Here is a 24713-nt window from a genome sequence, read left to right as displayed (position 1 = left end):
TTATTCCCCTATTGCGAGCATTCAATCTCCACCCTAACGTGCTCCACATTCGGATCATGGAGGGCGGGTCATGCGGGCGTCGGTCATCGGTACAGTCGGAGCCGCCGCGGCGCTGCTCGTCGGCCTGGGCGCGGCCTGGGAGGGCGGCGCCTTCACCCAGAGCGTCACCGGCATCTTTCCCATGGGCCACGAATGGCTCACCCGCATGGCGGCGATCGAGGTGCTGGGCGTTTCGCCGGTGACGCCGCCGGACTTGCCCGACCCCAACGACCCGCGGATCGGCTGGCGTCCCGGCAAGGGCCTGGCCTGGAACACCACCCTGACCACGCCCGGCGCGCAGGACGAGGCGCGCCGCATCAAGAGCCAGCCGTCCGGCGACACCCGATACGCGCCGCGCTACAAGCCCGTGCTGGACGCCATCATCGGCGAGCGCTGGGTCGACCTGGGCGGCTACAGCGTCGCCCAATCGCGGAAATGCTGGGACGCCGTGGCCCAGGAGCCGGCGGACATCCAGTATGACCATTTCATGCGCCGCTATGATGACGCCGGTCCGCAAGGCGGCGTTCGCGCCGCCAAGAGCTCGCAACAGCGCTTCGTCGACTATTTCGTCGCCGCCGCCACGGCGCCCAAGACCACGATCTCGGTCTACGACGGCGGCGTCACCTCGTCGGCGGTTTCGGTCGACAAGAACTACTTCCTGTTCGGACGCGCCGCGCACCTGTTCGAGGACTCGTTCAGCTCCGAGCACACCGTCCGCATCGCCGACGACAATTTCGTCAAGGTCCGCCAGGTGAAGAGCTATCTGTGCGCGCTGGGATCGGAACAGCACAGCCACGCGATCTCGGCGATCCTGGACTATTCCAGCGGCGACGTGATCTGGCGGAGCACGATCGACGGCCGGCTCAACCCGAGCTGGAACGCCTACAAGGCCAGCAACATGAAGCCGGTGGCCCTGGTGGCGGCCGAGGCGACCAAGGATCTGTGGGCGGCGTTCGTCCGCACCATGGGCCTGCCGCCCAGCCAACGCGAGGCCGCGGCCCGGGCCGAGGCCAACACCCTGGTCGAACACTGGCTGAGCTACGACGAGAAGGAGATGCTGACCTGGTACGACGATCCGGCCCATCGCGACGCGACCTACGTCCTGGCCGCGGGACAAACCGGCAAGGGCAAGACCCAGGCGCAGTGCATGGCCGACCTGGACGTTGGCACGACCGACCAGCAAAGCCGCGTCCGCCAACTGGAGACCACCCAGCGTCAGTGCCTCTACAACGCCATCCCATGGTCGGGCTATTCGGACCAGTTCGATCCCCAGCTGCACATCTGGTATTCGTGGCGCTGGCGCAACGGCGCCCTGGCGCCCATGAGCGATCCGCCGGCGAACTGGCGGATCCCCAGCCAGGCCGCCGACACCGGGACCCGGGTGCGCATCAAGAGCCTGGCCAACCAGAAATACATGATCGCCCCCGACGGCGTCGTCCCGGACTCCCTGATCTACAATCGCGCCGGGACGCCGCTCGATTTCGTGGCGGTCGGACCGCAGAGCCGGGCGATGTTCCGTTCGGCCGTCGATCCGCTTCTGTTCCTGGACTACCGGGCCGCGACGGGCGCCGTGAAGCTGTACGCGCCGGGCGTGGCCGAGCCGGCGAGTTACGACCTCAAGCCCGCGGGCCAGGGACGGTCGATCCGCAACACCTACTGGAACCAGTATATCTGGCTGAACGGCGACGAGCCCTATCTGACGCGTAAAGGCGACCCCAAGAACCTGAACGCGCAGTGGAGCATCGAGGGGCTGCATTAGGGCGGATCCACATTCGGCCGCGCGCCCCAACCCGTCCGTCATTCTCGCCCCTGTGCGGGACGGACGGACCAGGGAGGCCGGCTTGGGGGCCGACTGGTCCGCCCGAGACCGCCGAAGGTCGAGCCGTCCTAAGCCGCCCTACTTCGCCAACTTCCCCAGCAGCTGCTCGGCCACGCCCGGCGGGACGAACTTGTGGACGTCGCCGCCCAGGGCCGCGATCTCCTTGACCAGGCGCGAGGCGATGGCCTGGTGGCGCGGATCGGCCATCAGGAACACGGTCTCGATCTCGCGGTCGAGCTGCTGGTTCATGGCGGTCATCTGGAATTCGTATTCGAAGTCGGCCACGGCCCGCAGGCCGCGCACGATCATCTGGGCCCCGACCTCGCGGGCGAAATGCATCAGCAGGCTATCGAACGGCCGGACCTCGATCTGCGCGATCCGGGTCAGGTGGGCCGTCTCGCGCCGGACGATCTCGACCCGTTCCTCCAGCGAGAATAGCGGCCCCTTGCCGATGTTCACCGCCACCCCGATCACCAGCTTGTCGACCAGCTTGACCGCCCGCCCGATGATGTCGAGGTGGCCGTTGGTGACCGGGTCGAAGGTGCCCGGGTAGAGACCGATCCGCATGCTTTTCCCTCACCCGGGCCTGAGCCCGCTGGCCCCCTTGCTTGGGTCGCTTACGAGGTCTCGTCCGCCTCGTTTTCGTCGCCCGTGTTGTCGTCCCCGCCGGCTTCGGCGAGGCGCTCGACGCTGACGACATGTTCGTCGGCGGCGGTGCGGAAGATGGTTACGCCTTGAGTATTCCGCGCCGCAACACGAATTTGCGAGACCGGCACCCGGATCATCTGGCCGGCGTCGGTGACCAGCAGGATCTGGTCGCCCTCCTCGACGGGGAACGAGCCGACCAGCTTGCCGCCGCGCTTGCTGAGGTCCTGGGCCGTCAGGCCCTGGCCGCCGCGGCCGGTGCGGCGATAGTCGTAGGCGCTGGTGCGCTTGCCAAAGCCCTCCGACGACACGGTCAACAGGATCTCCTCGGCCGCGCCCAGCTCGGCGATGCGCTCGGGGGTCAGGCTGGCCTCGCCGCCGTCCTCTTCGCCCTCCTCGGGAGCCGCCGGCGCCTCGTCGCCCTCCTCGCCCATCGCTCGGGCCAGGGCCCGCTGGTGCTTGAGATAGGCGGCGCGCTCGGCCGGGGTGGCGTCGACATTGCGCAGCACGCTCATCGAGATGACGCTGTCGCCTTGCGCCAGGCGCACGCCGCGCACGCCGGTGGAGTCGCGGCTGGCGAACACCCGCACCTCGTCGGCCGAGAAGCGGATACAGCGGCCCGAGGCGGTGTTGAGCAGGATGTCCTTCTGGCTGTCGCAGACGGCCACGCCGACGATGCCGTCGCCCTCATCCAGCTTCATGGCGATCTTGCCGTTGCGGCGCACGTCCACGAAGTCGGACAGCTTGTTGCGGCGCACGCTGCCCGAGCGGGTGGCGAACATCACGTCCAGGCCGTTCCAGGTGGCCTCGTCCTCCGGCAGGGCCAGGATCGAGGTGATGGTCTCGCCCGGCTCGATCGGCAGCAGGTTGACGAAGGCCTTGCCGCGACTGTTGGCGACGCCCAGCGGCAGGCGCCAGACCTTCATCTTGTAGACCTTGCCGCCCGAGGTGAAGAACAGCAGGGGGGCGTGGGTCGAGGCCGAGAACACGCGGGTGACCGCGTCCTCGTTCTTGGTGGCCATGCCGGCCTTGCCCTTGCCGCCCCGGTGCTGGGTGCGATAGGCGGCCAGCGGCGTGCGCTTGACGTAGCCGCCCAGGGTGACGGTGATGACCATCTCCTCGCGGACGATCAGGTCCTCGTCCTCGACATCGGCGTCGCCGTCGACGATCTGGCAACGGCGCGGAATGGCGAACTTGTCCTTCACCTCGACCAGTTCCTCGCGGACCACGGCCATGATGTTGGCGCGGTCCGACAGCAGGTCGAGATAGCCGCGGATCGCCTCGGCCAGGGTGGCGGCCTCGTTGCCGATCTCGTCGCGGCCCAGGCCCGTCAGGCGCGACAGAGTCAGGGCCAGGATGGCGCGGGCCTGCTCGTCGGTCAGGCGGATCAGGCCGCCCTCTTCCTGCACGGTGCGCGGGTCGGCGATCAGCTCGACCAGCGGCAGCATGTCGCCGGCCGGCCACGACTTGGCCACCAGCCGCTCGCGGGCCTCGGTCGGGTCCTTGGACGAGCGGATGATGTGGATGAACTCGTCGATATTGGCGACGGCGATGGTCAGGCCGACCAGGACGTGGCCGCGGTCGCGCGCCTTGCCCAGCTCGAACTTGGTCCGTCGGACCACCACCTCCTCGCGGAAGTTGACGAACAGCTCGATCAGCTGGCGCAGGCCCATCTGCTCGGGCCGGCCCCGGTTCAGGGCCAGCATGTTGACGCCGAACGAGCTTTGCAGCGCCGTGAAGCGGTAGAGCTGGTTGAGGATCACCTCGCCCGAGGCGTCGCGCTTCAGCTCGACCACGATGCGCATGCCGTCGCGGTTGGACTCGTCGCGGATGTCGGACACGCCCTCGATCCGCTTGTCGCGGACCATTTCGGCGATGTACTCGACCAGGTTGGCCTTGTTCACCTGGTAGGGAATGGCCGTGATGACGATGGCCTCGCGGCCGGCGCGGATCTCCTCCACCGTGGCCAGGCCGCGCATGACCACCGAGCCGCGCCCGGTCAGCAGCGCCTGGCGCGGGCCGGCCCGGCCGATGATCTCGCCACCGGTCGGGAAGTCGGGTCCCGGCACTAGGTCCAGCAGCTGGTCGGTGGTGACGTCCGGCTGGTCGATCACCAGCAGGCAGGCGTCGATCACTTCGCCCAGATTGTGCGGCGGGATGTTGGTGGCCATGCCGACGGCGATGCCGCCGGCGCCGTTGACCAGCAGGTTGGGGATCCGCGACGGCAGGACGACGGGTTCCTGCTCCTTGCCGTCGTAATTGTCCTGAAAGTCGACCGTGTCCTTGTCCAGGTCGGCCAGCAGCGACATGGCCGGCGGGGCCATGCGGCATTCGGTGTAACGCATGGCGGCGGGCATGTCGCCGTCGACCGAGCCGAAGTTGCCCTGGCCGTCGATGAGCACCAGGCCCATCGAGAACGACTGGGTCATGCGCACCAGGGTGAAGTAGATCGAGGCGTCGCCGTGCGGGTGGTACTTACCCATCACGTCGCCGACCACGCGGGCCGACTTGACGTAGGGCCGCTCGGGCGTCTGGCCCTGCTCATGCATCGAGAACAGCACCCGGCGGTGCACCGGCTTCAGCCCGTCGCGGGCGTCCGGAAGCGCCCGGCTGACGATCACGCTCATCGCATAGTCGAGATAGGAGCGGCGCAGCTCGTCCTCGATGTTGATGGGGGTAACGTCCCCACGGGACGCCGGCGAGGCCGGGGACCCGGGGATGGTGTTTTGATCGTCGCTCAAGGGAATTTTTCGCCGTCAGAATCGAACACGGAACCGTCAAAAACAGTTAGCATTCCCCTAGCCAAGACGCCACCTTCGCAGGCCCAACCCTTGGATTTCCGGGAGTTTCAGATGCGTTTGACCGCCCTCGCCCTGTCCTTTGGCCTGATCGCCGCCGCGCCGGCGGCCCACGCCGCCACCGCCCAGCTGAAAGGCGCCGACGGCAAGACCCTGGGAACCGCCACCTTGATCGAGGCGCCGCACGGCGTGCTGCTGCGCATCGAGGCCAAGGGCCTGACGCCGGGCTGGCACGGCCTGCACTTCCACGAGAAGGGCGATTGCGGCGCGCCCGACTTCAAGTCGGCCGGCGCCCACGTCCACACCACGACCGCCGTGGTCCACGGCCTGCTGAACCCGGACGGCAACGACAACGGCGACCTGCCCAACCTGTTCGCGGCCGCCGACGGCTCGGCGACGGCCGAGCTGTTCTCGCCGCTGGTGTCGCTGAACGGCGCGGGCGGCCGCCCCGCCCTGCTCGACGCCGACGGCTCGTCGATCGTGATCCACGCCAGCCCCGACGACTACAAGACCCAGCCGATCGGCGGGGCCGGGGCGCGGGTGGCGTGCGGGGTAGTGAAGTAGGCGCAGTCCGATAGCGCATCTGGTTTGGGACCGGAGAGTCTCATTTTCAACCGCTCATCCCGGCGAACGCCGGGATGAGCGGATTTTGAGATAACCTAGGTCGCCTCGCCCTCGGGCGGCGCGGCCTTCTTCCCGGTCAGGGCCACCAACGCCACGCCGGCCAGGGTCGCGGCCGCGCCGATCACCAGCTGCGGCGACAGGGCGTCGCCCATGAACGCCACGCCGATCGTGCACGACACCAGGGGCGTGAGCAGGAAATACGGCGTCACCCGGCCCGCCTCGCGCCGCTGGACCAGCCAGAACAGCAGGGCGCTGGCCCCGATGGTCGAGACCACGCCGGCGAAGGCCACGCAGGCCCAGGCGATCGGGGCGGCCGTCCGCACCCGTTCCACGACATTGTCCTCGAAGCCGAACGACAGGCCCAGCAGCGCTGGCGCGGCGACGGCGGCGGTCAGGGCCTGGACCTGCAGCGGCCGGGCGCCCGGCGTCTGGCGCACCAGCACCGTGGCCACGGCCCAGCAGGCGCTGGCGACCACGCCCAGCACGATGGCCGGCAGGTCGGCCGCCCCGTGCGGGTCCAGGCTCATCCAGGCCACCCCGACGAAGGCCGTGACCAGGCCGGCGACGGCCAGGGGCTTCATGGTCTCGCCCAGCATCTTCCAGGCGAACAGGGCGGTGAACGGGATCCACAGCTGGGTGGCCACCACCAGCGGGCTCAGCGACTTGGCCAGGCCGAAGGCGATGTAGATGATCCCGAAGTGGATCGGCCCCGACAGCAGGCAGATGGCCAGCAGCCGCCTGGACCACGGGAACGGGGTCTTGAGGAACGGCAGCAGGAAGGCCAGGGCCAGGGCGAAGCGCAGCGCCCCGACCATCATCGGCGGCAGCTGCGCGGTCGCCACCTTGGCCGCGGCGTTGTTCAGGCCCCAGGTCAGGATGATGGCCGCGATGGCCAGGCGCTCGAGCGCCGTCAGGGGCGTGCTGGACGACATGGCCTCGCTTGGATCAGACCCCGCCTGTTCCTTCAACCCCGCCGGCGCCCACAACCTTGCGAACAGCCGCCGTCAGGACCTCAAGGTCGGCGTCCGGCGTCGTGAAGGCCGGGGTCAGGTAGACGGTCCTGCCCATCGGCCGGATCCACGCCCCCTCGGCCGCGAACGCGTCGCACAGGGCGCCGACGGCCACCGGCGCGTCGAACGCCACCACCCCGATCGCGCCCAGCACCCGCACATCGACCACGCCCGGCGCGCCGCGCACCGGCTCCAGGCCCTGCGCCAGCGCCGCCGAGACCCGCGCCACGTCGACCCGCCAGGCGCCGTCCTCGAACAGGTCCAAGGAGGCGTTGGCGGCGGCGCAGGCCAGCGCGTTGCCCATATAGGTCGGGCCGTGCATCAGGGCCGCGCCGGCGTCGTCGGACCAGAACGCCTCGAACACCCGGGTCGAGGCCACGGCGGCCGACAGCGGCAGGGTCCCGCCGGTCAGGGCCTTCGAGAGCGTGACGATGTCGGGCTCGACGCCCGCCGCCTGCATGGCGAACAGTTCGCCCGTACGGCCGAAGCCGGTGAAGATCTCGTCGAAGATCAGCAGCACGCCGTGCTTGTCGGCCAGGCGGCGCAGGGTCCGCAGCACGCCGGGCCCATGGAACAGCATGCCGCCCGCGCCCTGGACCAGCGGCTCGGTCAGGATGGCGGCGATCTCCCCGCCCCGCTCCGCCAACAGGGCGTCCAGGGCGGCTTCCGAGGCCTCATCCACCGGCAGGTCGGCGATCACCTGCGACGGCATCACGCCGGAGAACAGGCTGTGCATGCCCTCCTCCGGGTCGCAGACGGTCATCGTCGCCAGGGTGTCGCCGTGATAGCCGCCCCGGAACGACAGGAACTTGGTCCGCCCCCGGTCGCCGCGATTGATGTGGAACTGCAGCGCCATCTTCATGGCGATCTCGACGGACACGGAGCCGGACTCGGCGAAGAAGACATGGCTCAGGTCGCCGGGCAGCAGGTCGGCCATGCGCTTGGCCAGACGATAGGCCGGCTCGTGCGCCAGCCCGCCGAACATCACGTGCGGCATGCGCTCCAGCTGGTCGCGGACGGCGGCGGCGATGTGCGGGTGGTTGTAGCCGTGGCAGGCGGTCCACCACGAGGCCAGGCCGTCGACCAGCTCGCGCCCGTCGTCGAGAATCAGCCGCGAGCCGCGCGTCGCGACGACCGGCAGCGGCGGCCGGGCGGTCTTCATCTGGCAATAGGGCCGCCAGACGTGGGGCGCGCCGGCGGTGAGCCAGTCCGGACTTTCGGCGGTCATCGGGCGATCCTTCGTTGCCTAGCCCAATTGCGTATTTGGGGCGCACTGCCTATGCCCTCCCGCCGTGGGGGGCAAACAGGAACCGCGATGCACAGTCTCGACACCTACGCCGCCGACAAGATCCAGCGCCTGGAGGCCGCCAGCCTGCTGCGTCGGCTCAAGCCCACCCGGCGCGCCGCCGGCGCCGTGGTCGAGCGCGACGGCCGCAGGCTGCTGTCGTTCTCCTGCAACGACTATCTGGGCCTGTCGCAGCATCCGGCGGTCAAGGCCGCCGCCCAGGCCGCGATCGAGACCTATGGCGCGGGGTCCGGCGCCTCGCGGCTGGTGACCGGCGACCATCCGCTGCTGTCCGAACTGGAGGCCCGGCTGGCGCGACTGAAGGGAACCGAGGCCTGCGCGGTGTTCGGCTCGGGCTATCTGGCCAACACCGGCCTGATCCCCACCTTCGCCGGCAAGGGCGACCTCGTGCTGGTCGACGAGCTGGCCCATGCCTGCATCTGGGCCGGGGCCCAGCTGTCGGGCGCCCGGATCATCCCGTTCGCCCACAACGACACCGACCACCTGGCCGCCCTGCTGGCCGAGCATCGGGCCGGCGCCCGCCACGCCGTCGTCGCCACCGACGGGGTGTTCTCGATGGACGGCGACATCGCCCCGCTGGACTGGCTGTCGGCGGTCTGCGAGGCCAACGACGCCTGGCTGCTGTCGGACGATGCGCATGGCGTGGGCGTGCTGGCCGAGGGCCGCGGCTCGGCGGCCCTGTTCCCTGAGGCCCAGATCCCATTCCAGATGGGCACCCTGTCCAAGGCCCTGGGCTCGTACGGCGGCTATGTCTGCGGCTCGCAAGCCGTGGTCGACCTGCTGAAGACCCGGGCCCGCACCCTGGTCTACACCACGGGCCTGCCGCCGGCCGCCGCCGCGGCGGCCCTGGCCGCGCTCGACCTCATCGAGGCCGATCCCGCCCTGACCGCCCTGCCGCTGGCCAAGGCCCGGGCCTTCACCAAGGCCGTCGGCCTGCCGGCCGCGACCAGCCCGATCGTGCCGGTGATCATCGGCGAGGCCCAGGACGCCCTGGACGCCTCGCGCGCTCTGGAGGCCAAGGGTTTCCTGGTGGTCGCCATCCGCCCGCCCACCGTGGCGGCCGGCGCGGCCCGCCTGCGCATCGCCTTCAGCGCCGACCACCCCGACGCCGAGATCGCCCGCCTGGCGCAGTTGGTGAAGCCCTATGTGAAGGCCCGCGCCTGATGCCGGCCCTGTTCATCACCGGCACGGGCACCGACATCGGCAAAACCCATGTCGGCTGCGCCCTGATCCGCGCCCTGAAGGCCCGGGGCGCGGTCGTCGACGCCTTCAAGCCGGTGGTCAGCGGCTTCGATCCCAGGGACGCGGCCGTCAGCGACCCGGCCCGGCTGGCCGCCGCCCTGGGCGATCCCGGCGCCGTGTTCCGCATCGCCCCGCGCCGCTATCGCGCCCCGCTGGCGCCCAACATCGCCGCCCGGCTGGAGGGCCAGGTCCTGGCGTTGGACGACATGGTCATCGACGCCGTGGCCCGCGCCGCCGAGCTCCGCGACGGCCTGTTGCTGGTCGAGGGGGCCGGCGGGGTGATGTCGCCCCTGACCGACGGCGAGACCAATCTCGACATGATCGCCGCCCTGGGCGCGCCGGTGCTGCTGGTGGCGGGATCCTATCTGGGCACGATCAGCCACGTCCTGACCGCCCTGGTCGCCCTGCGCGCGGCCAAGGCCGAGGTGGCGGCGGTGGTGATCAGCGAGAGCCTCGACGCCCCCGACCTGGCCCAGACCGCCCAGGCCCTGACGCCGTTCCTGGACGGCGCGCCGCTGTTCCTCGCGCCCCGCGCCGAAGCCTGGGACGCCGCCGCCCTCGCCGACCACCTGCTCGTTCACCTGGGGACGCCATGACCCTGCGCACCGCCCCTCTCCGCATCGCCATGATCGGCCTGGGCGACATCGCCCGGAAGGCCTACCTGCCCGTGCTGGGCCCGCGCGCCGACATCGCGCTCAGCTTCGTCACCCGCAGCGCCCGGACCTTGGCCGAGCTGGGCGCGGCCTGGCGGGTCGAACGGCTGCACGACGAGCTCGACACGGCCCTGGCCGAGGGCCTGGACGGCGCCCTGGTCCATGCGGCCACGGCGGCCCATCCCGACATCGTCCGCCGCCTGCTGGAGACCGGCGTGCCGACCCTGGTCGACAAGCCGCTGGCCGACAACGCCGCGGCCAGCGAGGCCCTGGTCGACCTGGCCGAGACGCGCGGCGTCTCGCTGATGGTCGGCTTCAACCGCCGCTTCGCCCCGATCTACCGGGACGCCGCCGCCCTCGACCTGCCGCTGGTGGTCATGCAGAAGAATCGCGCCGACCAGGCCGACGAGACCCGCCGCGTGGTGTTCGACGACTTCATCCACGTGGTCGACACCCTGCGGTTCATGGCGCCGGGCGCAGGCGAGGCGCGGGTGCACGGCCGGGTCGCGGATGGCCTGTTGCAGCATGTGGCGCTGTCGCTGTCAGGCGCCGGCCGCGACGCCCTGGGGATCATGAACCGGGTCAGCGGGTCGAACGAGGAGACGCTGGAGGTCTCCGGCGCCGGCGCCAAGCGGCGGATCGTCGACATGGCCCAGGTCGTCGACCAGTCGGCCCAGGACCATCTCACGCGGCGCGGCGACTGGATCCCGGTCGGCCGCCAGCGCGGGTTCGAAGGGCTGTGCGAGCATTTCCTGGCCGCCATCCGCGACGGCCGCCGGCTCTCGGCGCTGGACGCGCTGGAGACGCACCGGCTGTGCGAGACGGTGGTGGGGGCGTTAGCGGGTTGAGGCGTCTCTCTCCCGGCCGAAGCGATATCTTTTGATCCGCTCATCCCGGCGAATGCCGGGACCCAGATGGAATGGCGGTGTGGCTGACGCCAAAGGCTCGGAGCTTTTCCAATCAGCCGCCCAGCTATGGGATCTGGGTCCCGGCATTCGCCGGGATGAGCGGATAGTGGGGATCCGGAATCCCAGTTTTTGCTTCCTACGCCGTCTTCCGCCACGCCGTCGGCGACAGCCCGAACGCCCGGCGGAACGTGGCGTTGAAGTGCGAGATGTCGTTGAAGCCGATGTCCAGGGCGATGCGGGTCACCGGCTCGGCGGTGTCGGTCAGGCGGTCGGCGGCGGCCCGCAGGCGCGCGCCGATCAGGTACTGGCGCGGGCTCTCGCCGGTCACCGCCCGGAACAGGCGGATGAAGTGGAAGCGGCTGACCTGGCCCATGGCGGCCAGGGTCTCTAGCCCGCAAGGTTCGGCATAGGCGACGTCAAGGTGGCGGACCACCTCGCGGATGCGCCGGCGCTCGCCCGCGGTCGGCGGGGGCCGCCGCGGACGGCGTCCCAGGGTCAGGGCGCGGGCCGCCAGGTCGATCACGTCCTCCTCGTCCAGGCGCAGCCCGCCCGCCGCCCGTCGCACGGCCCCGTAGAGCGGCGCGGTCTCGCGCGACGGGGCCAGGGCCGAGACCGCGAAGTCGGCGTCGTCCAGCCCGCAGTTGTCGGCGACCTCGGCCAGCAGGCCCGGCTGCAGGGCGATCACCGCCCGGCGGTTGCCGCCGGCGTCCAGGTGGCGGCAGTCGAAGGCCTCGCCGGCGTTGCCCAGCAGGATCGCCCCGGGCGTGGCGCGAGCCCTGCCGTGGCGGCCCGCATAGTCGAAGGTCCCGGCCACCACCACGCCGATGCAGGGACCCGCATAGCACTTCTCGATCGGGGCTTGGGCGTCGGTGGCGCAGCGCGCCTCGCCGGCGCCATACAGCGGCGAGCGGGCGGGCAAGGCGGGGCCGTGGGTCTCGACGCGGAACATGGGCGCCTCCGTCAGGGTGACGACCATAGAACCTGTCTCGAGGCCTCCGCGCAACAAACCCCAAGTCAGGCGGCGGACGGCGCGCCAAGCTCGCCGTCTCTGAACGGGAGAGTTCATGAACCGCAACGGCGTCGTCTACGGCCTTGGCGCGACAGCGCTGGGAATCATCGGCCTGGTCTTCGGCGACTTCGCGCTGCAATGGCAGCCCGTGCCCACAGGCCTGCCCGGGCGTCACGCCCTGGCGCTGCTCAGCGCCGCGATCATGCTGGTCCTGGGCCTGGGCGTCCTGTGGCCGCGCACCGCCCGTCCCGCCTCGGCGGCGTTGGCCCTGGTCTATCTGGGCTGGGCCGCGCTGCATGGCCCCGAGACCGCCGCCGCGCCCGCCCGCATCGCCACGTGGCTGGGCGTGGCCGAGCCCCTATCGCTGTCGGCCGGAGGCCTGGCGCTGATGGCCCTGTCCGCCCAGCCGCCGAACGACCGGCTGAGGCTGGCCGCGCGGCTGGTCTACGGCGTCTGCCCGCTGGTGTTCGGCTTGAGCCATTTCGCCTATGCCGACTTCACCGCCAAGATGGTGCCCGGCTGGATCCCCTACCCGCTGTTCTGGGCCTATGCGACCGGCGTTGGTCACCTGGCGGCGGGGCTGGCGATCCTGTTCGGCGTGGCCTCCCGGCCGGCGGCGACCCTGCTGGCGGCGATGATGGCCAGTTTCGTGGTGCTGCTGCACATCCCGCGCGTGATGGCGGCGCCAGGCAGCCATCTGGAATGGACGATGACGGCGGTCGCCCTGTCGCTGACCGGCGCGGCCTGGGCGCTGCGCCAGTCGCTGCCGAGACCGCCCGAGCCCTCAGGCGCTCTGGCGTTCGACCGGGTTGGGTTCGACGGCTAGGGCGGGCGTCGCGCCCGCGCGGCGGAACAGCTTGCCCAGCGCCGCGAACAGGCCCTTCTCCTCGACCCGGTGATAGGGCGAGGTCGCCGCCAGCTGAGCCGACAGCCGCGCGTGGGCCTTGCCCAGGTTGTGGTACGGCAGGCGCGGCAGCAGGTGGTGCAGGGCGTGGTAGCGCAGGCCGACCGGCGCCCACAGGAACGGCAGCAGGGCCGGCGGCGGCACGTTGACCGAGTCCAGGAACTGGTCCTCGAAGCTCATCCGCTCGCCGTCATTCTCCCAGTAATGGGCGACCAGGGTGCGCAGCTGGTTGACGAAGGTGGCCAGCGAGAACAGCGCGAACCAGGTCAGCACCATGCGGATGGGCGCGATTCCGGCGACCGTCAGGGCCATGACGCCCCAGCACCACAGCCAGCAGCCCACCTCCTGGGCCAGCCAGTCGGGCCGGGTCCGGTCGTTGTCCTCGCGCACGAAGTCGGGATTGATCACCAGGGCCGACAGCCTGGTCCTGACGAACCGGCGCACGGCCGGGACCACGAAGGACAGCGGGACCAGGATCCCCGAGCGCAGGATCACGCCCAGCGGGGCCAGCAGCGAGATCGCCGCGAACAGGCCCAGCCTGAACGGCGAATAGCGGCCCAGCGGCAGGTATTCGGGGTCGCGGGCGGTGCCGAAGCGGTCCTTGGCGTGGTGCAGGTTGTGCACGCCCTCGTACATCATCGACGGCGTCATCAGCGGGACGCCGATCAGCAGGTTCCAGCCCAGCCGGAAGCCGGGCACGTCCTTGGGCCGCAGGTGGCTGATCTCGTGGATGAAGCTGAGGCCGCGATAGAGGGCCAGCAGGCCGACCAGGCCCGCGACCAGGCCGATGGCCAGGCTGTCGGTCGTGGCCGCCAGGGCCAGGCCGCCCCAGGCCGCCGCGACCGTCAGGATCAGGTCCAGCCAGTAGATCGCGCGGCTGGGCGTCGTCAGGTCCGCCGTCAGGCCATGCGCCTGGCGGACCAGGCCGGCCTCTGCTTTCGGGGATGATCCCACCTCGTCCTCGCGCCCACGCATCTACAGCGCCCCGACTTGGCGCCGCGACCCTCGAAATTCAATCCGCATGACGGGTGAACGGACGAAAATCGCTCAGAGCCTCTAGCGCAAAATGGCCGGCGTCGAAACGCCGGCCTTTGTCGCAGGTCCAGGAAACCTGGCCCTGGAACGGTTATGCACGCCCATCGGGCCGCAACGGCGGACAAGCCCCTGATCGGACGAAGGTCTTTCGCCTTCGCCAAGAGAAAATGACAACAGCTCGCTGTTTTGGTTCCGTTCGATCGCGGTGCGAGCCCTTCCGCTCGCGCGCGCCGCCCGGACAGCACGCCATCTTCGGCTACAGCCGAAAGGAAGCCGACGCCGCGTCGATCATGGAAACAGGCGGACGGCGCCAACGCCGTCCGCCTGCGGCCCTAGAAGGTCGCCCGCATGCCGACCAGGAACTGGCGGCCGGGCTTGTAGTAGGTGAACGTCGCGTTGTCGTACTGGAAGTGCGAGCGCAGCTTTTCGTTGGTGATGTTGGTCACGTTGAAGGTCAGCTGCGGCACGTTGCCCAGGCCGAAGATCTTCTGCAGGTCGAAGCTCGAGGAGAAGTCGGTCTGCTTGTAGTCGTCGGAGAACAGCGCCGCCGCGGTGACGCCGTTCTGGTTGGCGCCGCTGGACTGCGAGCCCTTCCGATAGACGTGGCTCAGACGCAGGCTGACGCCGTTGTGCTCGTAATAGCCCGTCAGGTTGTAGGTGTACTTGGCCACGCCGAACGCGGTGGCCGGACCATTGCTGGTCTGGTCGACGATGGTGGCGTTGGCGTTGACGCCCAGGCCCTCGACGCCGAACCGGCTGGTCAGGAAGTCGAGCGGCTGGACCCACTGGAATTCCAGGCCGTTGATCGTCAGCTTGTTGGGCACGTTGATCTGCGACTGGATCTGGACCTGCGCCGCGGTCGGGCCGCCGCGCGAATTGATCGCCGTCTTCTGGGTGTCATTCAGAGTGTCGTAGGTGATGCCGTACTGGGCCAGGTACGAGAACGGCTGGGTCACGACGTTGTTGGTCGTGAAGCCGGTCAGCGATTTGCGGAACGCGTTGACCGCGATCACGCCTTCCTGGCCGGTGTAGAACTCGAAGCCCAGGTCGATGTTCTTCGAGAAGTACGGCTTCAGGGCCGAGTTGCCGATGGTGGCCTGGTCGGCCGACGGCGCGCCGAAGCTGACGCCAGGCAGCTGGGCGGCCGGATCCGGACGGGTCATGGTCTCCGACACCGCCGCGCGGGCGACGGCGTGCTCGCCTACGTCGTAGGCGATGTTGGCGGCCGGCAACCACTTGGAATAGGTGTTCTCGGTGTAGACGAAGTTCACGATGTTCGGATAGCGCGAGCCGTCCGGCAGGGCGCCGCCGGCCGGGCTGTTGCGCGGGTCCGCGACCGAGACGCGGCCGCCGATCGTCTGCTTGGTGTGGATGTAGCGAACGCCGACATTAAAGCGCAGGTCGCTGTCCAGCACCTGGGTGACGCCGTTCAGCTCGGTATAGGCCGCGCTGTTCTTTTCGTTGATGTAGCCGCCGCTGGCGCCGGTGTTGGAGCCGCCCGTCTCGGGCGTGGCGGCGTGCAGGGCGTCGTAGTTGGTGGCCTTCTTGACCTTGTCCCAGTCGACCGTGACGAAGCCGGCCGGGCCGGGCTTCAGGTAGCTGGCCAGGTTGGCGGTCGGGATCAGCGAGCCGGCGTAGGTGAGCGTCCCGGTCTGGCCGGCCGTGTAGCCGGCGCCGTAGCCCGGGTAGGTCGGATAGCCCGCGGGCGCGGCGCCCGGCTGGTTCAGGCCCTGGCAGGGCGGCTGGCCGTTGGGCGACGGCAGGTTGATGCTCGGGTTGTTGCCGCAAGTCGCGTTCTGCCACGGCTGGGTATTGTCGTAGCCGCGGATGGTGCGCGAAATGTCGTCGTAATTGCCGCCGAACTTCAGGTTCAACTTCTCGTCGCCCCAGGTGACGACGGCGCGAGCGCCCTTGGTCTCATACCAGCGCTTCTCGTCCTGCATGTTCAACCGGCCGCCGGTCCAGACGAAATTGGCCGGGTTGTTCAGGTCGATGCTGCTCTTGATCGTCGGAATGCCGTTCGGGTTGTAGGTGTAGTCGACGGTCGTGCCGGCGCCCAGCGCGGTCACCGGGCCGAAGGTCGGGCTTTCGCGGTGGAAGGTGCTCTTGGTGTAGTTGGCCTGGGCCTCGACCTTCAGGTTGTCGGTGATGCGCCATTCGCCGCCCGGATTGATCCCCCAAAGCTCGGTCTTTTCGAGATAGGGACGGAATTCCAGGAAAAACTGCGAGTTGGCGTAGGTGCCCTGGGTGACCGTGCAGCCGGTGGAGCAGTCGGTCTTGTCGTACTTGGTGTTGGTCGGAATGATCGCGCCGTTGCGCACGATCCAGGCCATGTCCTCACGCAGCAGGTCGTTCTTCTTGTAGCCGTACATGCCGTCGACGTAGAAGTTCAGGTTGTCGTTCGGCTTCCATTCCAGGCTGGTCACGGCGTTGAACCGGTCGCGGCGACCGTACTCCGCCGAGGGGCGGCCCAGGCGCGGCAGCAGGCCGTTGTCGATCTGCTGGATCGAGGCGCCGGGATTGTGAGCCAGCAGGAAGGCCTGGTCGATGGTCTGACCGGCCACCAGCCCGCCGCCGGCGCCGACCGGCACCGTGCCCGGGATCGTCCAGTTGCCGCCGCCCGTCGGGTTGCAGCCCGTCGCCGCGCCGCACTGGGCCGCCGACAGGTTCGGGTTGGTGAAGCCGATCGTCTCGTAGCCGCGCGTATCGGTCTTGAGCCGCTGGCCGGACATCCCGAACAGGACGCCGAAATTGTCCCAGGTCTTGCTGGCGATCAGCGAGCCCTTGCCGCCCCAGTCGGCGCCGTCCGGCTTCACCCCCTGGACGTTCATGGTCAGGTGCTGCCCGGGCCGATCGAACGGCCGGGCCGAGCGCATGTCGATGTTACCGGCCGCGCCGCCTTCCAGCAGGCTGGCCGAATAGCTCTTGTTGACCGTCAGCTTGGTGAACAGGTCGGTCGGGAAGAAGCTGAGGTCGACCGAGCGATCGGTGCCCTGCGCGTCGGTGGCGCCCGACGAGGCGACCGCGATCGAGGCGCCGTTCAACGTGACGTTGGTGAAGTTCGAGCCCAGGCCCCGGATGGCGACGTTCGTGCCCTCGCCGGTGATGTCGCGGGTTATGGTGATGCCGGGGATGCGGTTGAACGACTCGGCGATGTTGGAGTCGGGAAACTTGCCGATGTCTTCGGCGAAGATCGAATCGGCGAAAGCGGTCGCGTCACGCTTGGCGACGGTCGATTGCGCCAGGCTGCGGCGATAGCCGGTGACAACGATCTCGGTGACCGCGTCCGCGTTGGGCGCGTCGGCGCCGGCCGGGGGCGTGGTTTGCGCATGCGCCTCGGCGGCGATCAACCCGGACAGCATCGTGGCGCCCAGCAGCGCGGCGCGACGTAGACGCGCACCCATACGTACCCGTTGCATTGATAATTCCCCTCTAATGGGGCCCGCCGAACGACGAGCCCTTCTCGCTTTTTTGGCGCCGACGGCTCTGTTAGCGCTACCAAAGCCTCGCTTAAAACCGCTCGCGCGTCAATATCCTGGAACAGCTTTGGCCTGACCAAGATCAGCATTGGCCGGACCATTTGTGTGACAAACTCAAACTTATGTTTTCAATGGATTTTCTGGAAGACATCGACCGATCCCCGCCTCTTTGGCGCGCGCGGCCGACGAAACAGACTCGAGCCATTCACAAAATCGCCGTTCACAGTCCAGGCCAATTACCCCGCACCGCCCAGGTTAGCGTGAACATGAAGTTCCAACCCGGATGCGCCGTGGGGGTCCGAACGACAGATCGCGCCTAGTCAGAGTATTCTGGCGGAGTCAGCAGCCTGAGAGGTCAATCGTGCGCTTAAGCCCTTTTTACCGTGGCCTTGGCGGCGGCCTCCTGGCCAGCCACTCCCAAACCGCCACGCCCATGGCCAGGACAAGCGGTCCACACGCTCGGACCACCCAGTTTGGCGTTCACGGGTTCCTGAACTTCGCCGAACTCGCCCGCCGATGACGATCGTCGTGCTGAGGATCGACATCGCACCAGACGGCCGCCGCGTCATGAGCCCTCATTCCCCCGGTCAGGCGGCCGTCGCCACCAGGGCGGCCAGGTCGCCGGGCGCGGCGTCGATGCCGGGTCGGAGGCGCGAGAGCGCCCCGGCGACGGCTTATCACCCTCACTCGGTCCGTCAGGGCGTCCGGTCTCCAGCCGGGCTGCGCTAGAAGCAGACTCGGAAACCGCTCCAGGAAGCGGACCCTTCAGCTCCGGCACACGACGAACAGCGCGACGTCGGCCGGGGGTCACTTCGCCGGCCGCGTTCCCCATCAGTCATCGAAGAGGCAGTCCTCGCAGAGACCGTATTCGCCACCCGCAGATCGGTGCTGTTCGAACGGCCGGTGGCAATGGATGCACTGCGGGCGCTCATCAGGACCGGATCGAAGTCCAAGTCGCTTGAGCCTCTCGTCACGCTCCAGCTTCCAGCGGTCCTCGTCCATTTGAGTCCCCTAAACCAGCGTTCGACCGTTCGGTGTGGCGTCAAGGAGCGCATTATCAAATGACAGCTAAGCTCGGCCTTAGCCGGATTGCGATTGGGTATGAAGAGGCTCCGCCCGCAGAGGCCACACAAGCGGCAGCTCTGCACCCCGCAGTTGATCCTGTGCGCTCACGCTATTCGCAGCGACGGTCCTGGGCGGTCTCTACGGCCCAGTACTTGCGTCTCACCTGAAGGCAGCGGCACCACCTACTTACTTAGCCGGCGCGCCTTCGGCTGCGGAGAGCCCAAAAGGTCCCCGCGCTGCGCGCTTGGCCCGTCCGGGACTACTGGTCGCGCAGGCGGCAACACCTAGCCATATCGTGCCGACCGAGGCCGGTAACAGAGCCGCGCGCTGCTCGGCCTTCGGCGCTTGAGCGTCAGAAGCGGACTCAAGGACCGCGGCAACAACCGGACATTGGGCCACCTGTCGCTGCCAGCCTTAATTCAGATGCGCGAAAGGTCAGCTAGTCGTGGGCCTTTTGATGCGCGGTCGCCAGGAGCGCGGCGGCCTGCGCCTTGCGCCCGCGATCGGCCACCTCGCGGCCTATGCGGACGGGCGCGTTGACGGCGCGCAGAAGCGCGATCTCGGCCCCAGCGTAGTCGCCCTGACGCATCAGGAAGTCGCCGTAGAAGAAGTTGGAATCCACGCCGTTCGGATTGGCGGCCACGGCCTTGGTCAGGTAGGCTCGCGCCTTGCCCGCATCGCCGAACCCGATCGGGAAGCCCGGCACCTGGGCGTAGAGCGATCCCAGGCTGGTATAGACCGAGCCGTCGCCGAGAGCTGCGGGATTAATTTTCTCAGCCCGTTCCAGCATGCCGCGCGCGCTCTTGGCCAGGGCCAGACCGCCCATGCCGCCCTTGGCGCCGGCCTCGGTGGCCGTGGAGATCGCCTCCCAGACTAGCGGTTCGGCGCGGTTGGGATACTGCTTGGCCAGAGCGTCGGCTTCGGCCGCCAGCTTGGCCGCCTCGGCCGCCTGGCTCGACTTGTCGTGAACCTCGTAGTTCACGTGCGCCCAACTGCGCGCCAGCCCGTCAATGCGGGCGTCGAAGGCCGGGTCGGCGGCCAGGGCGGGCCCGCCGGTGAGACAAACGGCCGCGACCACGGCCAGCATGGAAAGTTTCATGATCAAAGGCTCCAGATAATCAGCGGGTGAACAGCCGCGCGGCCTTGCGGTCGTTGGCTGAAAGAGCGCCGTCGACGAGGCGCGGGAAGATGGCGTTGATCCGGACGAACAGGCTTTCAGGAAAGCCGAAATAGACGTCGCGCTTGCGACCTCGGACAGCCTCGACGATCCGTGCGGCGATCAATTCAGGCGGATCCATGTTCATTTGGGTGAGCTTGGCGAACTCCATCACCGCCGGCGAGTTCAAGGCCGTCTTCACGGCACGCGGCGCGACATAGGTCACGTCGACGCCCGTGCCCGACAGCTCACGCCGCAACGCCTGGCTGAAGCCGCGAAGTCCGGCCTTGGCGCTGGAGTAGGTGACGAAGTGGGCGAAGTTGATCGAGCCGAAGATCGAACCGACATTGACGATCTGGCCGCCGCCCGCCGCCTTCATCCTGGGCAGGACGGCCTGGGTCAGCCGCACCGGCGCGATCAGATTGACCATGTAGCTGGCCATCAGGTGCTCGGGCGTCTGACGCTCGAAGGGGCCGAAGTGTTGAATTCCCGCCAGGTTGATCACGATATCCCAATGACGCCGCGCGACAGCGGCGGCGGCGGCCTCGATCCCCTCGGGGGTCGAGATGTCGTGCTTGAGGAAAGCCGCGCCATTGGCGGGTTGGGCGCGGTCCAGCACGACGACCCTCGCCCCCTCCTCCATCAGTTGCGCCGAGATCAGCGAGCCCAGGCCGCCGGCGCCGCCGGTCAGCAGAACGTTTTTGTCTCTAAACATAGGCCACCCGATCATGCGGGATTGAGCGGAAGACGTCGGCGAAGCGGTCGAAGATCGCCTTGGCGACCTCGATGATCGCGGCCTGATCATCGGGATCGGTCACCTCGTCCATTAGCTTCTGGAAGAAGACCAGATGCTCCATGTCCAGCGAGCCGTGCGAGGTCAGGTAGCTGAAGCATTCCGGACCCAGGTTCAGGTTCCTGGCCACCGCCTCGGCGCCCTGGGTGGCCAGGCGCACGCTGGTCCCCTCCAGCACGAAGACCATGCCGAAGAAGCCCATCGGATTGACCTTGGCGATGTAGTCGTAGGCGAAGGCGACCATGCGCTGGGTGGCCTCGCGCGGCTCGCCCAGGCGCACCGCCTCGGGATCGCCCCCGCAGTGGCGGATGTCGTTGAGGATCCAGTGCTCGTGGCCGGTCTCCTCGGCGATGTATTCGTCCAGCGCGTGGCGGAACCGGTCGTGGGCGTCGTCGAGGCGCGCCCGCGCGGCCTGCATCAGCGGCACCGTGTGCTTGACGTGGTGATAGGCCTCCGTGAGGTAAGCGACGTAGGTTTCGCGGGAAATGCGGCCGGCCAGGCCGTCTTGGATCTGCGGCACGCCGGCCAGGGTCTGCTGGCCCTCGACGGTTTCGGCGACCAGTCTCTGGAAGAACATCAAGTCGGGCTCCTATTGCGAGGCTTCGATGAAGTCGCGGTGACGCGACAGCAGGACCGCCCGACGCGGGCGGCCGTTGTTGGTGAGTTCGCCGGCGGCCAGGTCGAACGGCGCACGGACCCGCCAGCGCTTGACCTGGGCGTAGTCGGGCAAGGCCTGGTTGGCCCGGGCCACCGCCTGGGCGATCGCCGCCTCGTCCATGTCGGGCAGCAGCGGCACGATCAGCGCGCCGAGCGCGGTCTGGGCCTCGCCGAACACTACCGCCTGACGGATTTCGGGCTGCGCCAGCAGCTCGCTCTCGACCCATTCGGGCGCGACGTTGCGGCCGAAGGCGGTGATGATGGTGTTGCCGCGGCGGCCCTCGATGCGCAGGAAGCCGTCGGCGTCGAACGCGCCCAGGTCGCCGGTATGGACCACGCCCGTGTTCGGTTCGCCGCCGGCGTAGCCGAGGAACGGATGAGGCCCGACGACGATCTCGCCGTCGGGGGCGATCTCGACGGTCAGGTGCGACAGGGGCCGCCCCACGGCGCCGGCCTTGCGGGCGGCCGGGGTGTTGAGCGCCACGACCGAGGCGCATTCGCTCAGGCCGTAGCCTTCGTAGACCGGCAGGCCCAGGGCGTCGGCCTGGCTCAGCAGCTGCGACGAGACCTTGGCCCCGCCCACCGCCACCAGGTTCAGCGCGGGGAAGCGCGCGCCGGTAAAGGTCATCACCATCAGCAGGGCCCGCAGCAGTTCGGGCACGACGATCAGGCTGGTCGCCTCTTCTGCCGCGATGGCGCCGGCCAGGGCGGCCAGGTCTGGCCTGAAGGGATTGTCCAGGCCCAGCGCCGCCGAAGGCAGCACGTGATAGCGCCCGCCGGCGATCAGGGTGGTGTACAGGCCCGCCACGTTCTCCAGCAGGATCGACAGGGGCAGCAGCGGCAGGTGTCGGCCGGCATAGTCGGCGCCGATCGCCTCGACCAGGGATCCGGCCACCGCCTCCATCTGGGCCTGCGACAGGCAAACGCCCTTGGGCTGGCCCGTCGAGCCCGAGGTGTAGGTGATCTTGGCCGTGCTCGCCGGCAACGGAACCGAAGGAGTCAGGCAAGGCGTCACGGCGAGGGGCGCGCCCGCCACGACGATCTGCCCCTCCCCCTCCGCGAACTCGATCATTAGGGTCGCGCCGGCGTCGGCAAGCGCATGATCGCGCTGGATGGGGGTGAAGAAGCCGGGCAGCGGCAGGCTGGGCCAGCCCAGGCGGATCAGCGCCAGGTCCAGGATCACCCAGGCCGGTCCGTTGGGCAAGCGCACGGCCACAGGCGACCCGGGACGGACCAGCGGCGCGAAGGCGAACAGCGCCGTCGCCGTCCGGCTCACCGCCTCGCCCAGCTGGGCGTAGGTCCAGGTCGCCGACGGGGTGCTCAGCGCGATCGCCTCGGGCGAGGCGGCGGCGTGGGCGTCGATCACCCGCAGGACCCGGCTCATCGGCCGGCCCCCGGGCAAGCCCGGTGAAGACGGGAGCGGATGTTCTCGACCTGGACGGGCTCGACCATCAGCATCTGGCTCAAGGGCCGCAAGGCCGGGCCGATCGCGCCGGCCAGCACTTCCGGATCGCGCTCGTAATAGGCGCCCCACTCGGTGGCCGCTTCGCCCAGGCGGGACGGCTCGGCGCGGGTCAGGACCTGGGTCTCGAAACCGACCCGGCCGAAACTCCGGCGCAGCTGTCGCGTGGCCGTGGCCACGGCGTGGGTGCAGCCGTTCTGATCCAGATGCCGCGCCAGGGCCAGGAACAGGAACATCGAGGCGCCGACGCTGCCGGAGCCCAGATTGCCGATCTCCGCCACGCCGCCGCGTCCCACCGGCTCGCCCAGCTTGCGGGCGATCGCCGCCTCGACCGGTTCGTCGAGATATTGCTCCAAGAACAGCGGCTCCTCCGCCGCGAACCGGAAGCCGACGGCGGCATGGATGCGGCCCTCGCCGTCCTGCACGCTCATCAGCGTCGGATAGTGCCGACGGATCACGCCCTTGAACGCCGAGGCGTAGGCGGCCTCGAGATAGGCCTCCACCCTCAGGCGCTCCGGGCGCATCAGGTGATGGATCGAGATCACCTTGGGCGCCAGCCCGGTGAAGCGCCGCATGCGCGCCTCGTCGAACCGCAGGCTGCCGCGCATGGCGCCGTCGTCCAGCATCATCACTTCCAGCAAGGCCGATCTCCAGGTCCTGGCGAGCGTCGGGGCGCCCTTCGATCAGCCAAGACGACGTGACCTCGAAACCTCCTCAAAGGGATTGCGATTGCGCCCGGAGACGGCATCGGAAAGACTGCGCGGGTCGCCGGATTCCCAGCGGCGCGCCACGCCGGCCGGAGCTTGATCGAGTCCTTGGACGACAGCGACGTCCATCCTCTACTCGCCTGCTATCTCGAACGGCGGGACGAGCTGGTGCGGTATTTCCGCGTGCGGCTGCGATCCGAGGAAGCCGCCCAGGACTTGGTGCAGGACATCTATCTGAAGATCACCCCGCCGCCGGTCGCGCCGATCGACAATCCCGCCGCCTATCTCTACCGGCTCGGCTCGAACCTGATGCTGGATCGGATCAAGACCCAGCGTCGCGCGGGCCAGCGCGACGCCCAGTGGCGTGGCGCGAGCGGTCCCAGCGCCACGGACTGGGAGACGGCCGACGAGCCCCGCGCCGACGACGCTTTGGCCGCCCGCCAGCGTCTGGCCCAGATCGTGGCGGTCGTGAACGACCTGCCGCCGGCCGTCCAGGAAGCGTTCCGGCTGCACAAGCTGGAAGGCCTCAATCACGCGGAGACGGCGGCGGCCATGGGCGTGTCGCGGTCCAGCGTCGAGAAGTACATCATGACCAGCCTCAAGCGCATCCTCGCCAAGGTGGGTCGATGAGGTTCGGAAACAGTCTCAAGAAAGTTTGGAGGCGCCTTGACGTTTATGGCGTCATTGGGGCGAGCAACGAGGTCTGGACCTCAGGGAACGGTAGGCACCGATGAGCGGCGCGGACGGCATGAAGGCGATTGACGCCCTGCGCGACGAGGCCGTCGCGTGGCTGGTCCGGGTGCAGTCGGACCAGGCCTCGGCCGACGACTGGGCCGCCCTGACCGCCTGGCTGGAAGCCTCCGACGACCATCTGGCCGCCTTCGAAGAGGTTGAAAGTCTCGCCGCCGAACTCACCGAGCGCGCATCCGAGATCGCTCCGGCCGTGAAGCCGGCCGCCTCGCGGGTCGTCCCGCTGCGCCGCCGCGCCCTGCCCGTCTGGTCCGCCGCTGCGGCCGCCGCCGCGATCGCGATCGTCGTCGGCCCGATGGTCTGGCGCGGCTATCGCGGGACGCCGACGGTCTACCAGACGCGCCTCGGCGAGACCCGTGAGGTCGCGCTGGCCGATGGCACGCACATCCGAATGGACGCGGCCTCGATCCTGGAGGTCCAGCTGGGTTGGCGCGCGCGGCGCATTCAGATGGACGACGCCCAGGCGACCTTCGACGTCGCCAAGGATCCGAACCGCCCCTTCCTGATCTCGGTGGGCGACCAGCAGGTCCGCGTCGTGGGCGCCGAGTTCAACATCCGCCACTATGACAAGACCGTGCGGGTGACCGTCCGTCGCGGCGTCGTCGAGGTGCGCCAGCCCGCCCTGGGCCCGACGCCGGTGGCCCGCCTCGTG

General features: G+C 69.1%; 20 protein-coding genes. 8 read left to right on the top strand and 12 right to left on the bottom strand.

What is annotated here, in order from left to right; all coding sequences use genetic code 11:
- The first annotated feature begins 70 nt into the window (after positions 1 to 70).
- Positions 71 to 1798, top strand: a complete 1728-nt coding sequence (locus tag BM066_RS22000; protein ID WP_218150929.1) for a hypothetical protein — start codon at positions 71 to 73, stop codon at positions 1796 to 1798.
- 138 nt (positions 1799 to 1936) lie between these two features.
- On the opposite strand, the gene coaD is transcribed toward BM066_RS22000, so the two are convergent.
- Positions 1937 to 2425, bottom strand: a complete 489-nt coding sequence (gene coaD, locus BM066_RS21995) for a pantetheine-phosphate adenylyltransferase (RefSeq protein WP_089930299.1) — start codon at positions 2423 to 2425, stop codon at positions 1937 to 1939.
- Between the two features lie 50 nt (positions 2426 to 2475).
- Complete coding sequence (gyrA, locus tag BM066_RS21990) at positions 2476 to 5244, bottom strand: DNA gyrase subunit A (protein WP_089930298.1); 2769 nt, start codon at positions 5242 to 5244, stop codon at positions 2476 to 2478.
- Positions 5245 to 5355: 111 nt separating this feature from the next.
- Here gyrA and BM066_RS21985 point away from each other — a divergent pair, with 111 nt between their 5' ends.
- On the top strand, positions 5356 to 5865 hold the full coding sequence (locus tag BM066_RS21985) for a superoxide dismutase[Cu-Zn] (RefSeq protein WP_089930314.1): 510 nt from the start codon (positions 5356 to 5358) through the stop codon (positions 5863 to 5865).
- 95 nt (positions 5866 to 5960) lie between these two features.
- Here BM066_RS21985 and BM066_RS21980 read toward each other — a convergent pair whose 3' ends face one another.
- Together BM066_RS21980 and BM066_RS21975 are read right to left on the bottom strand one after the other, a co-directional pair.
- A complete protein-coding gene (locus BM066_RS21980) occupies positions 5961 to 6857 on the bottom strand; it encodes a DMT family transporter (protein ID WP_089930297.1) in 897 nt (298 codons plus the stop codon).
- A 13-nt stretch (positions 6858 to 6870) separates the two neighbouring features.
- Complete coding sequence (locus BM066_RS21975) at positions 6871 to 8163, bottom strand: adenosylmethionine--8-amino-7-oxononanoate transaminase (RefSeq protein WP_089930296.1); 1293 nt, start codon at positions 8161 to 8163, stop codon at positions 6871 to 6873.
- Between the two features lie 87 nt (positions 8164 to 8250).
- Here BM066_RS21975 and bioF point away from each other — a divergent pair, with 87 nt between their 5' ends.
- From bioF to BM066_RS21960, 3 genes are read left to right on the top strand one after another with little or no spacing between them, the layout of a single operon-like run.
- On the top strand, positions 8251 to 9405 hold the full coding sequence (bioF, locus tag BM066_RS21970) for an 8-amino-7-oxononanoate synthase (RefSeq protein WP_089930295.1): 1155 nt from the start codon (positions 8251 to 8253) through the stop codon (positions 9403 to 9405).
- Positions 9405 to 10079, top strand: coding sequence for a dethiobiotin synthase (gene bioD / locus BM066_RS21965; protein WP_089930294.1), 675 nt, complete (start codon positions 9405 to 9407; stop codon positions 10077 to 10079). Before bioF ends, bioD begins: the two co-directional genes overlap by 1 nt.
- Positions 10076 to 10984, top strand: a complete 909-nt coding sequence (locus tag BM066_RS21960; protein ID WP_089930293.1) for a Gfo/Idh/MocA family protein — start codon at positions 10076 to 10078, stop codon at positions 10982 to 10984. The genes bioD and BM066_RS21960 overlap by 4 nt, the downstream gene beginning before the upstream one ends.
- Positions 10985 to 11180: 196 nt before the next feature.
- On the opposite strand, the gene BM066_RS21955 is transcribed toward BM066_RS21960, so the two are convergent.
- Entirely contained in the window at positions 11181 to 11993 is an 813-nt protein-coding gene (locus BM066_RS21955; protein WP_177218525.1) for a helix-turn-helix transcriptional regulator, read from the bottom strand.
- Between the two features lie 115 nt (positions 11994 to 12108).
- On the opposite strand from BM066_RS21955, the gene BM066_RS21950 reads away from it, so the two are divergent.
- Complete coding sequence (locus BM066_RS21950; protein ID WP_089930291.1) at positions 12109 to 12879, top strand: DoxX family membrane protein; 771 nt, start codon at positions 12109 to 12111, stop codon at positions 12877 to 12879.
- On the opposite strand, the gene BM066_RS21945 is transcribed toward BM066_RS21950, so the two are convergent.
- The 7 genes from BM066_RS21945 to BM066_RS21915 form a co-directional block, all read right to left on the bottom strand.
- A complete protein-coding gene (locus tag BM066_RS21945; protein WP_089930290.1) occupies positions 12838 to 13932 on the bottom strand; it encodes a fatty acid desaturase family protein in 1095 nt (364 codons plus the stop codon). The two genes, BM066_RS21950 and BM066_RS21945, sit on opposite strands and share 42 nt — an antisense overlap.
- 392 nt (positions 13933 to 14324) lie before the next feature.
- Positions 14325 to 17411: a TonB-dependent receptor gene (locus tag BM066_RS21940; protein WP_089930289.1), complete on the bottom strand. Its 3087-nt coding sequence runs from the start codon at positions 17409 to 17411 to the stop codon at positions 14325 to 14327.
- A gap of 1564 nt (positions 17412 to 18975) precedes the next feature.
- Entirely contained in the window at positions 18976 to 19635 is a 660-nt protein-coding gene (locus tag BM066_RS21935) for a tetratricopeptide repeat protein (protein WP_089930288.1), read from the bottom strand.
- Positions 19636 to 19654: 19 nt separating this feature from the next.
- Positions 19655 to 20407 (bottom strand): SDR family NAD(P)-dependent oxidoreductase, encoded by a 753-nt coding sequence (locus BM066_RS21930; protein WP_089930287.1) that lies wholly within the window; start codon positions 20405 to 20407, stop codon positions 19655 to 19657.
- On the bottom strand, positions 20400 to 21062 hold the full coding sequence (locus BM066_RS21925) for a TenA family transcriptional regulator (protein WP_089930286.1): 663 nt from the start codon (positions 21060 to 21062) through the stop codon (positions 20400 to 20402). The genes BM066_RS21930 and BM066_RS21925 overlap by 8 nt, the downstream gene beginning before the upstream one ends.
- Positions 21063 to 21074: 12 nt before the next feature.
- Entirely contained in the window at positions 21075 to 22526 is a 1452-nt protein-coding gene (locus tag BM066_RS21920; protein WP_089930313.1) for an AMP-binding protein, read from the bottom strand.
- Positions 22523 to 23236 (bottom strand): thermostable hemolysin, encoded by a 714-nt coding sequence (locus tag BM066_RS21915; RefSeq protein ID WP_255367686.1) that lies wholly within the window; start codon positions 23234 to 23236, stop codon positions 22523 to 22525. Before BM066_RS21915 ends, BM066_RS21920 begins: the two co-directional genes overlap by 4 nt.
- Positions 23237 to 23407: 171 nt before the next feature.
- Here BM066_RS21915 and BM066_RS21910 point away from each other — a divergent pair, with 171 nt between their 5' ends.
- Together BM066_RS21910 and BM066_RS21905 are read left to right on the top strand one after the other, a co-directional pair.
- Positions 23408 to 23941, top strand: coding sequence for an RNA polymerase sigma factor (locus tag BM066_RS21910; RefSeq protein WP_255367683.1), 534 nt, complete (start codon positions 23408 to 23410; stop codon positions 23939 to 23941).
- Between the two features lie 100 nt (positions 23942 to 24041).
- On the top strand, positions 24042 to 24713 hold a 672-nt coding region (locus BM066_RS21905), incomplete at its 3' end, for a FecR family protein (protein WP_089930284.1).

Source organism: Caulobacter sp. UNC279MFTsu5.1, assembly GCF_900114015.1.
Classification (GTDB): domain Bacteria; phylum Pseudomonadota; class Alphaproteobacteria; order Caulobacterales; family Caulobacteraceae; genus Caulobacter.
The sequence above is the reverse complement of the archived record's forward strand: the minus strand, read 5'-3'. Positions and strand labels throughout refer to the sequence as shown.

Excerpts from the sequence above, each read along its gene's own strand:
- BM066_RS21945 (WP_089930290.1), bottom strand. The coding sequence starts at position 13,932 with ATGCGTGGGCGCGAGGACGAGGTGGGATCATCCCCGAAAGCAGAGGCC.
- BM066_RS21955 (WP_177218525.1), bottom strand. The coding sequence starts at position 11,993 with ATGTTCCGCGTCGAGACCCACGGCCCCGCCTTGCCCGCCCGCTCGCCG.
- BM066_RS21935 (WP_089930288.1), bottom strand. The coding sequence starts at position 19,635 with ATGAAACTTTCCATGCTGGCCGTGGTCGCGGCCGTTTGTCTCACCGGC.
- BM066_RS21920 (WP_089930313.1), bottom strand. The coding sequence starts at position 22,526 with ATGAGCCGGGTCCTGCGGGTGATCGACGCCCACGCCGCCGCCTCGCCC.
- bioD (WP_089930294.1), top strand. The coding sequence starts at position 9,405 with ATGCCGGCCCTGTTCATCACCGGCACGGGCACCGACATCGGCAAAACC.
- BM066_RS22000 (WP_218150929.1), top strand. The coding sequence starts at position 71 with ATGCGGGCGTCGGTCATCGGTACAGTCGGAGCCGCCGCGGCGCTGCTC.
- BM066_RS21985 (WP_089930314.1), top strand. The coding sequence starts at position 5,356 with ATGCGTTTGACCGCCCTCGCCCTGTCCTTTGGCCTGATCGCCGCCGCG.
- BM066_RS21940 (WP_089930289.1), bottom strand. The coding sequence starts at position 17,411 with ATGCAACGGGTACGTATGGGTGCGCGTCTACGTCGCGCCGCGCTGCTG.
- BM066_RS21960 (WP_089930293.1), top strand. The coding sequence starts at position 10,076 with ATGACCCTGCGCACCGCCCCTCTCCGCATCGCCATGATCGGCCTGGGC.
- BM066_RS21930 (WP_089930287.1), bottom strand. The coding sequence starts at position 20,407 with ATGTTTAGAGACAAAAACGTTCTGCTGACCGGCGGCGCCGGCGGCCTG.
- BM066_RS21950 (WP_089930291.1), top strand. The coding sequence starts at position 12,109 with ATGAACCGCAACGGCGTCGTCTACGGCCTTGGCGCGACAGCGCTGGGA.
- BM066_RS21980 (WP_089930297.1), bottom strand. The coding sequence starts at position 6,857 with ATGTCGTCCAGCACGCCCCTGACGGCGCTCGAGCGCCTGGCCATCGCG.
- coaD (WP_089930299.1), bottom strand. The coding sequence starts at position 2,425 with ATGCGGATCGGTCTCTACCCGGGCACCTTCGACCCGGTCACCAACGGC.
- BM066_RS21925 (WP_089930286.1), bottom strand. The coding sequence starts at position 21,062 with ATGTTCTTCCAGAGACTGGTCGCCGAAACCGTCGAGGGCCAGCAGACC.
- bioF (WP_089930295.1), top strand. The coding sequence starts at position 8,251 with ATGCACAGTCTCGACACCTACGCCGCCGACAAGATCCAGCGCCTGGAG.
- BM066_RS21975 (WP_089930296.1), bottom strand. The coding sequence starts at position 8,163 with ATGACCGCCGAAAGTCCGGACTGGCTCACCGCCGGCGCGCCCCACGTC.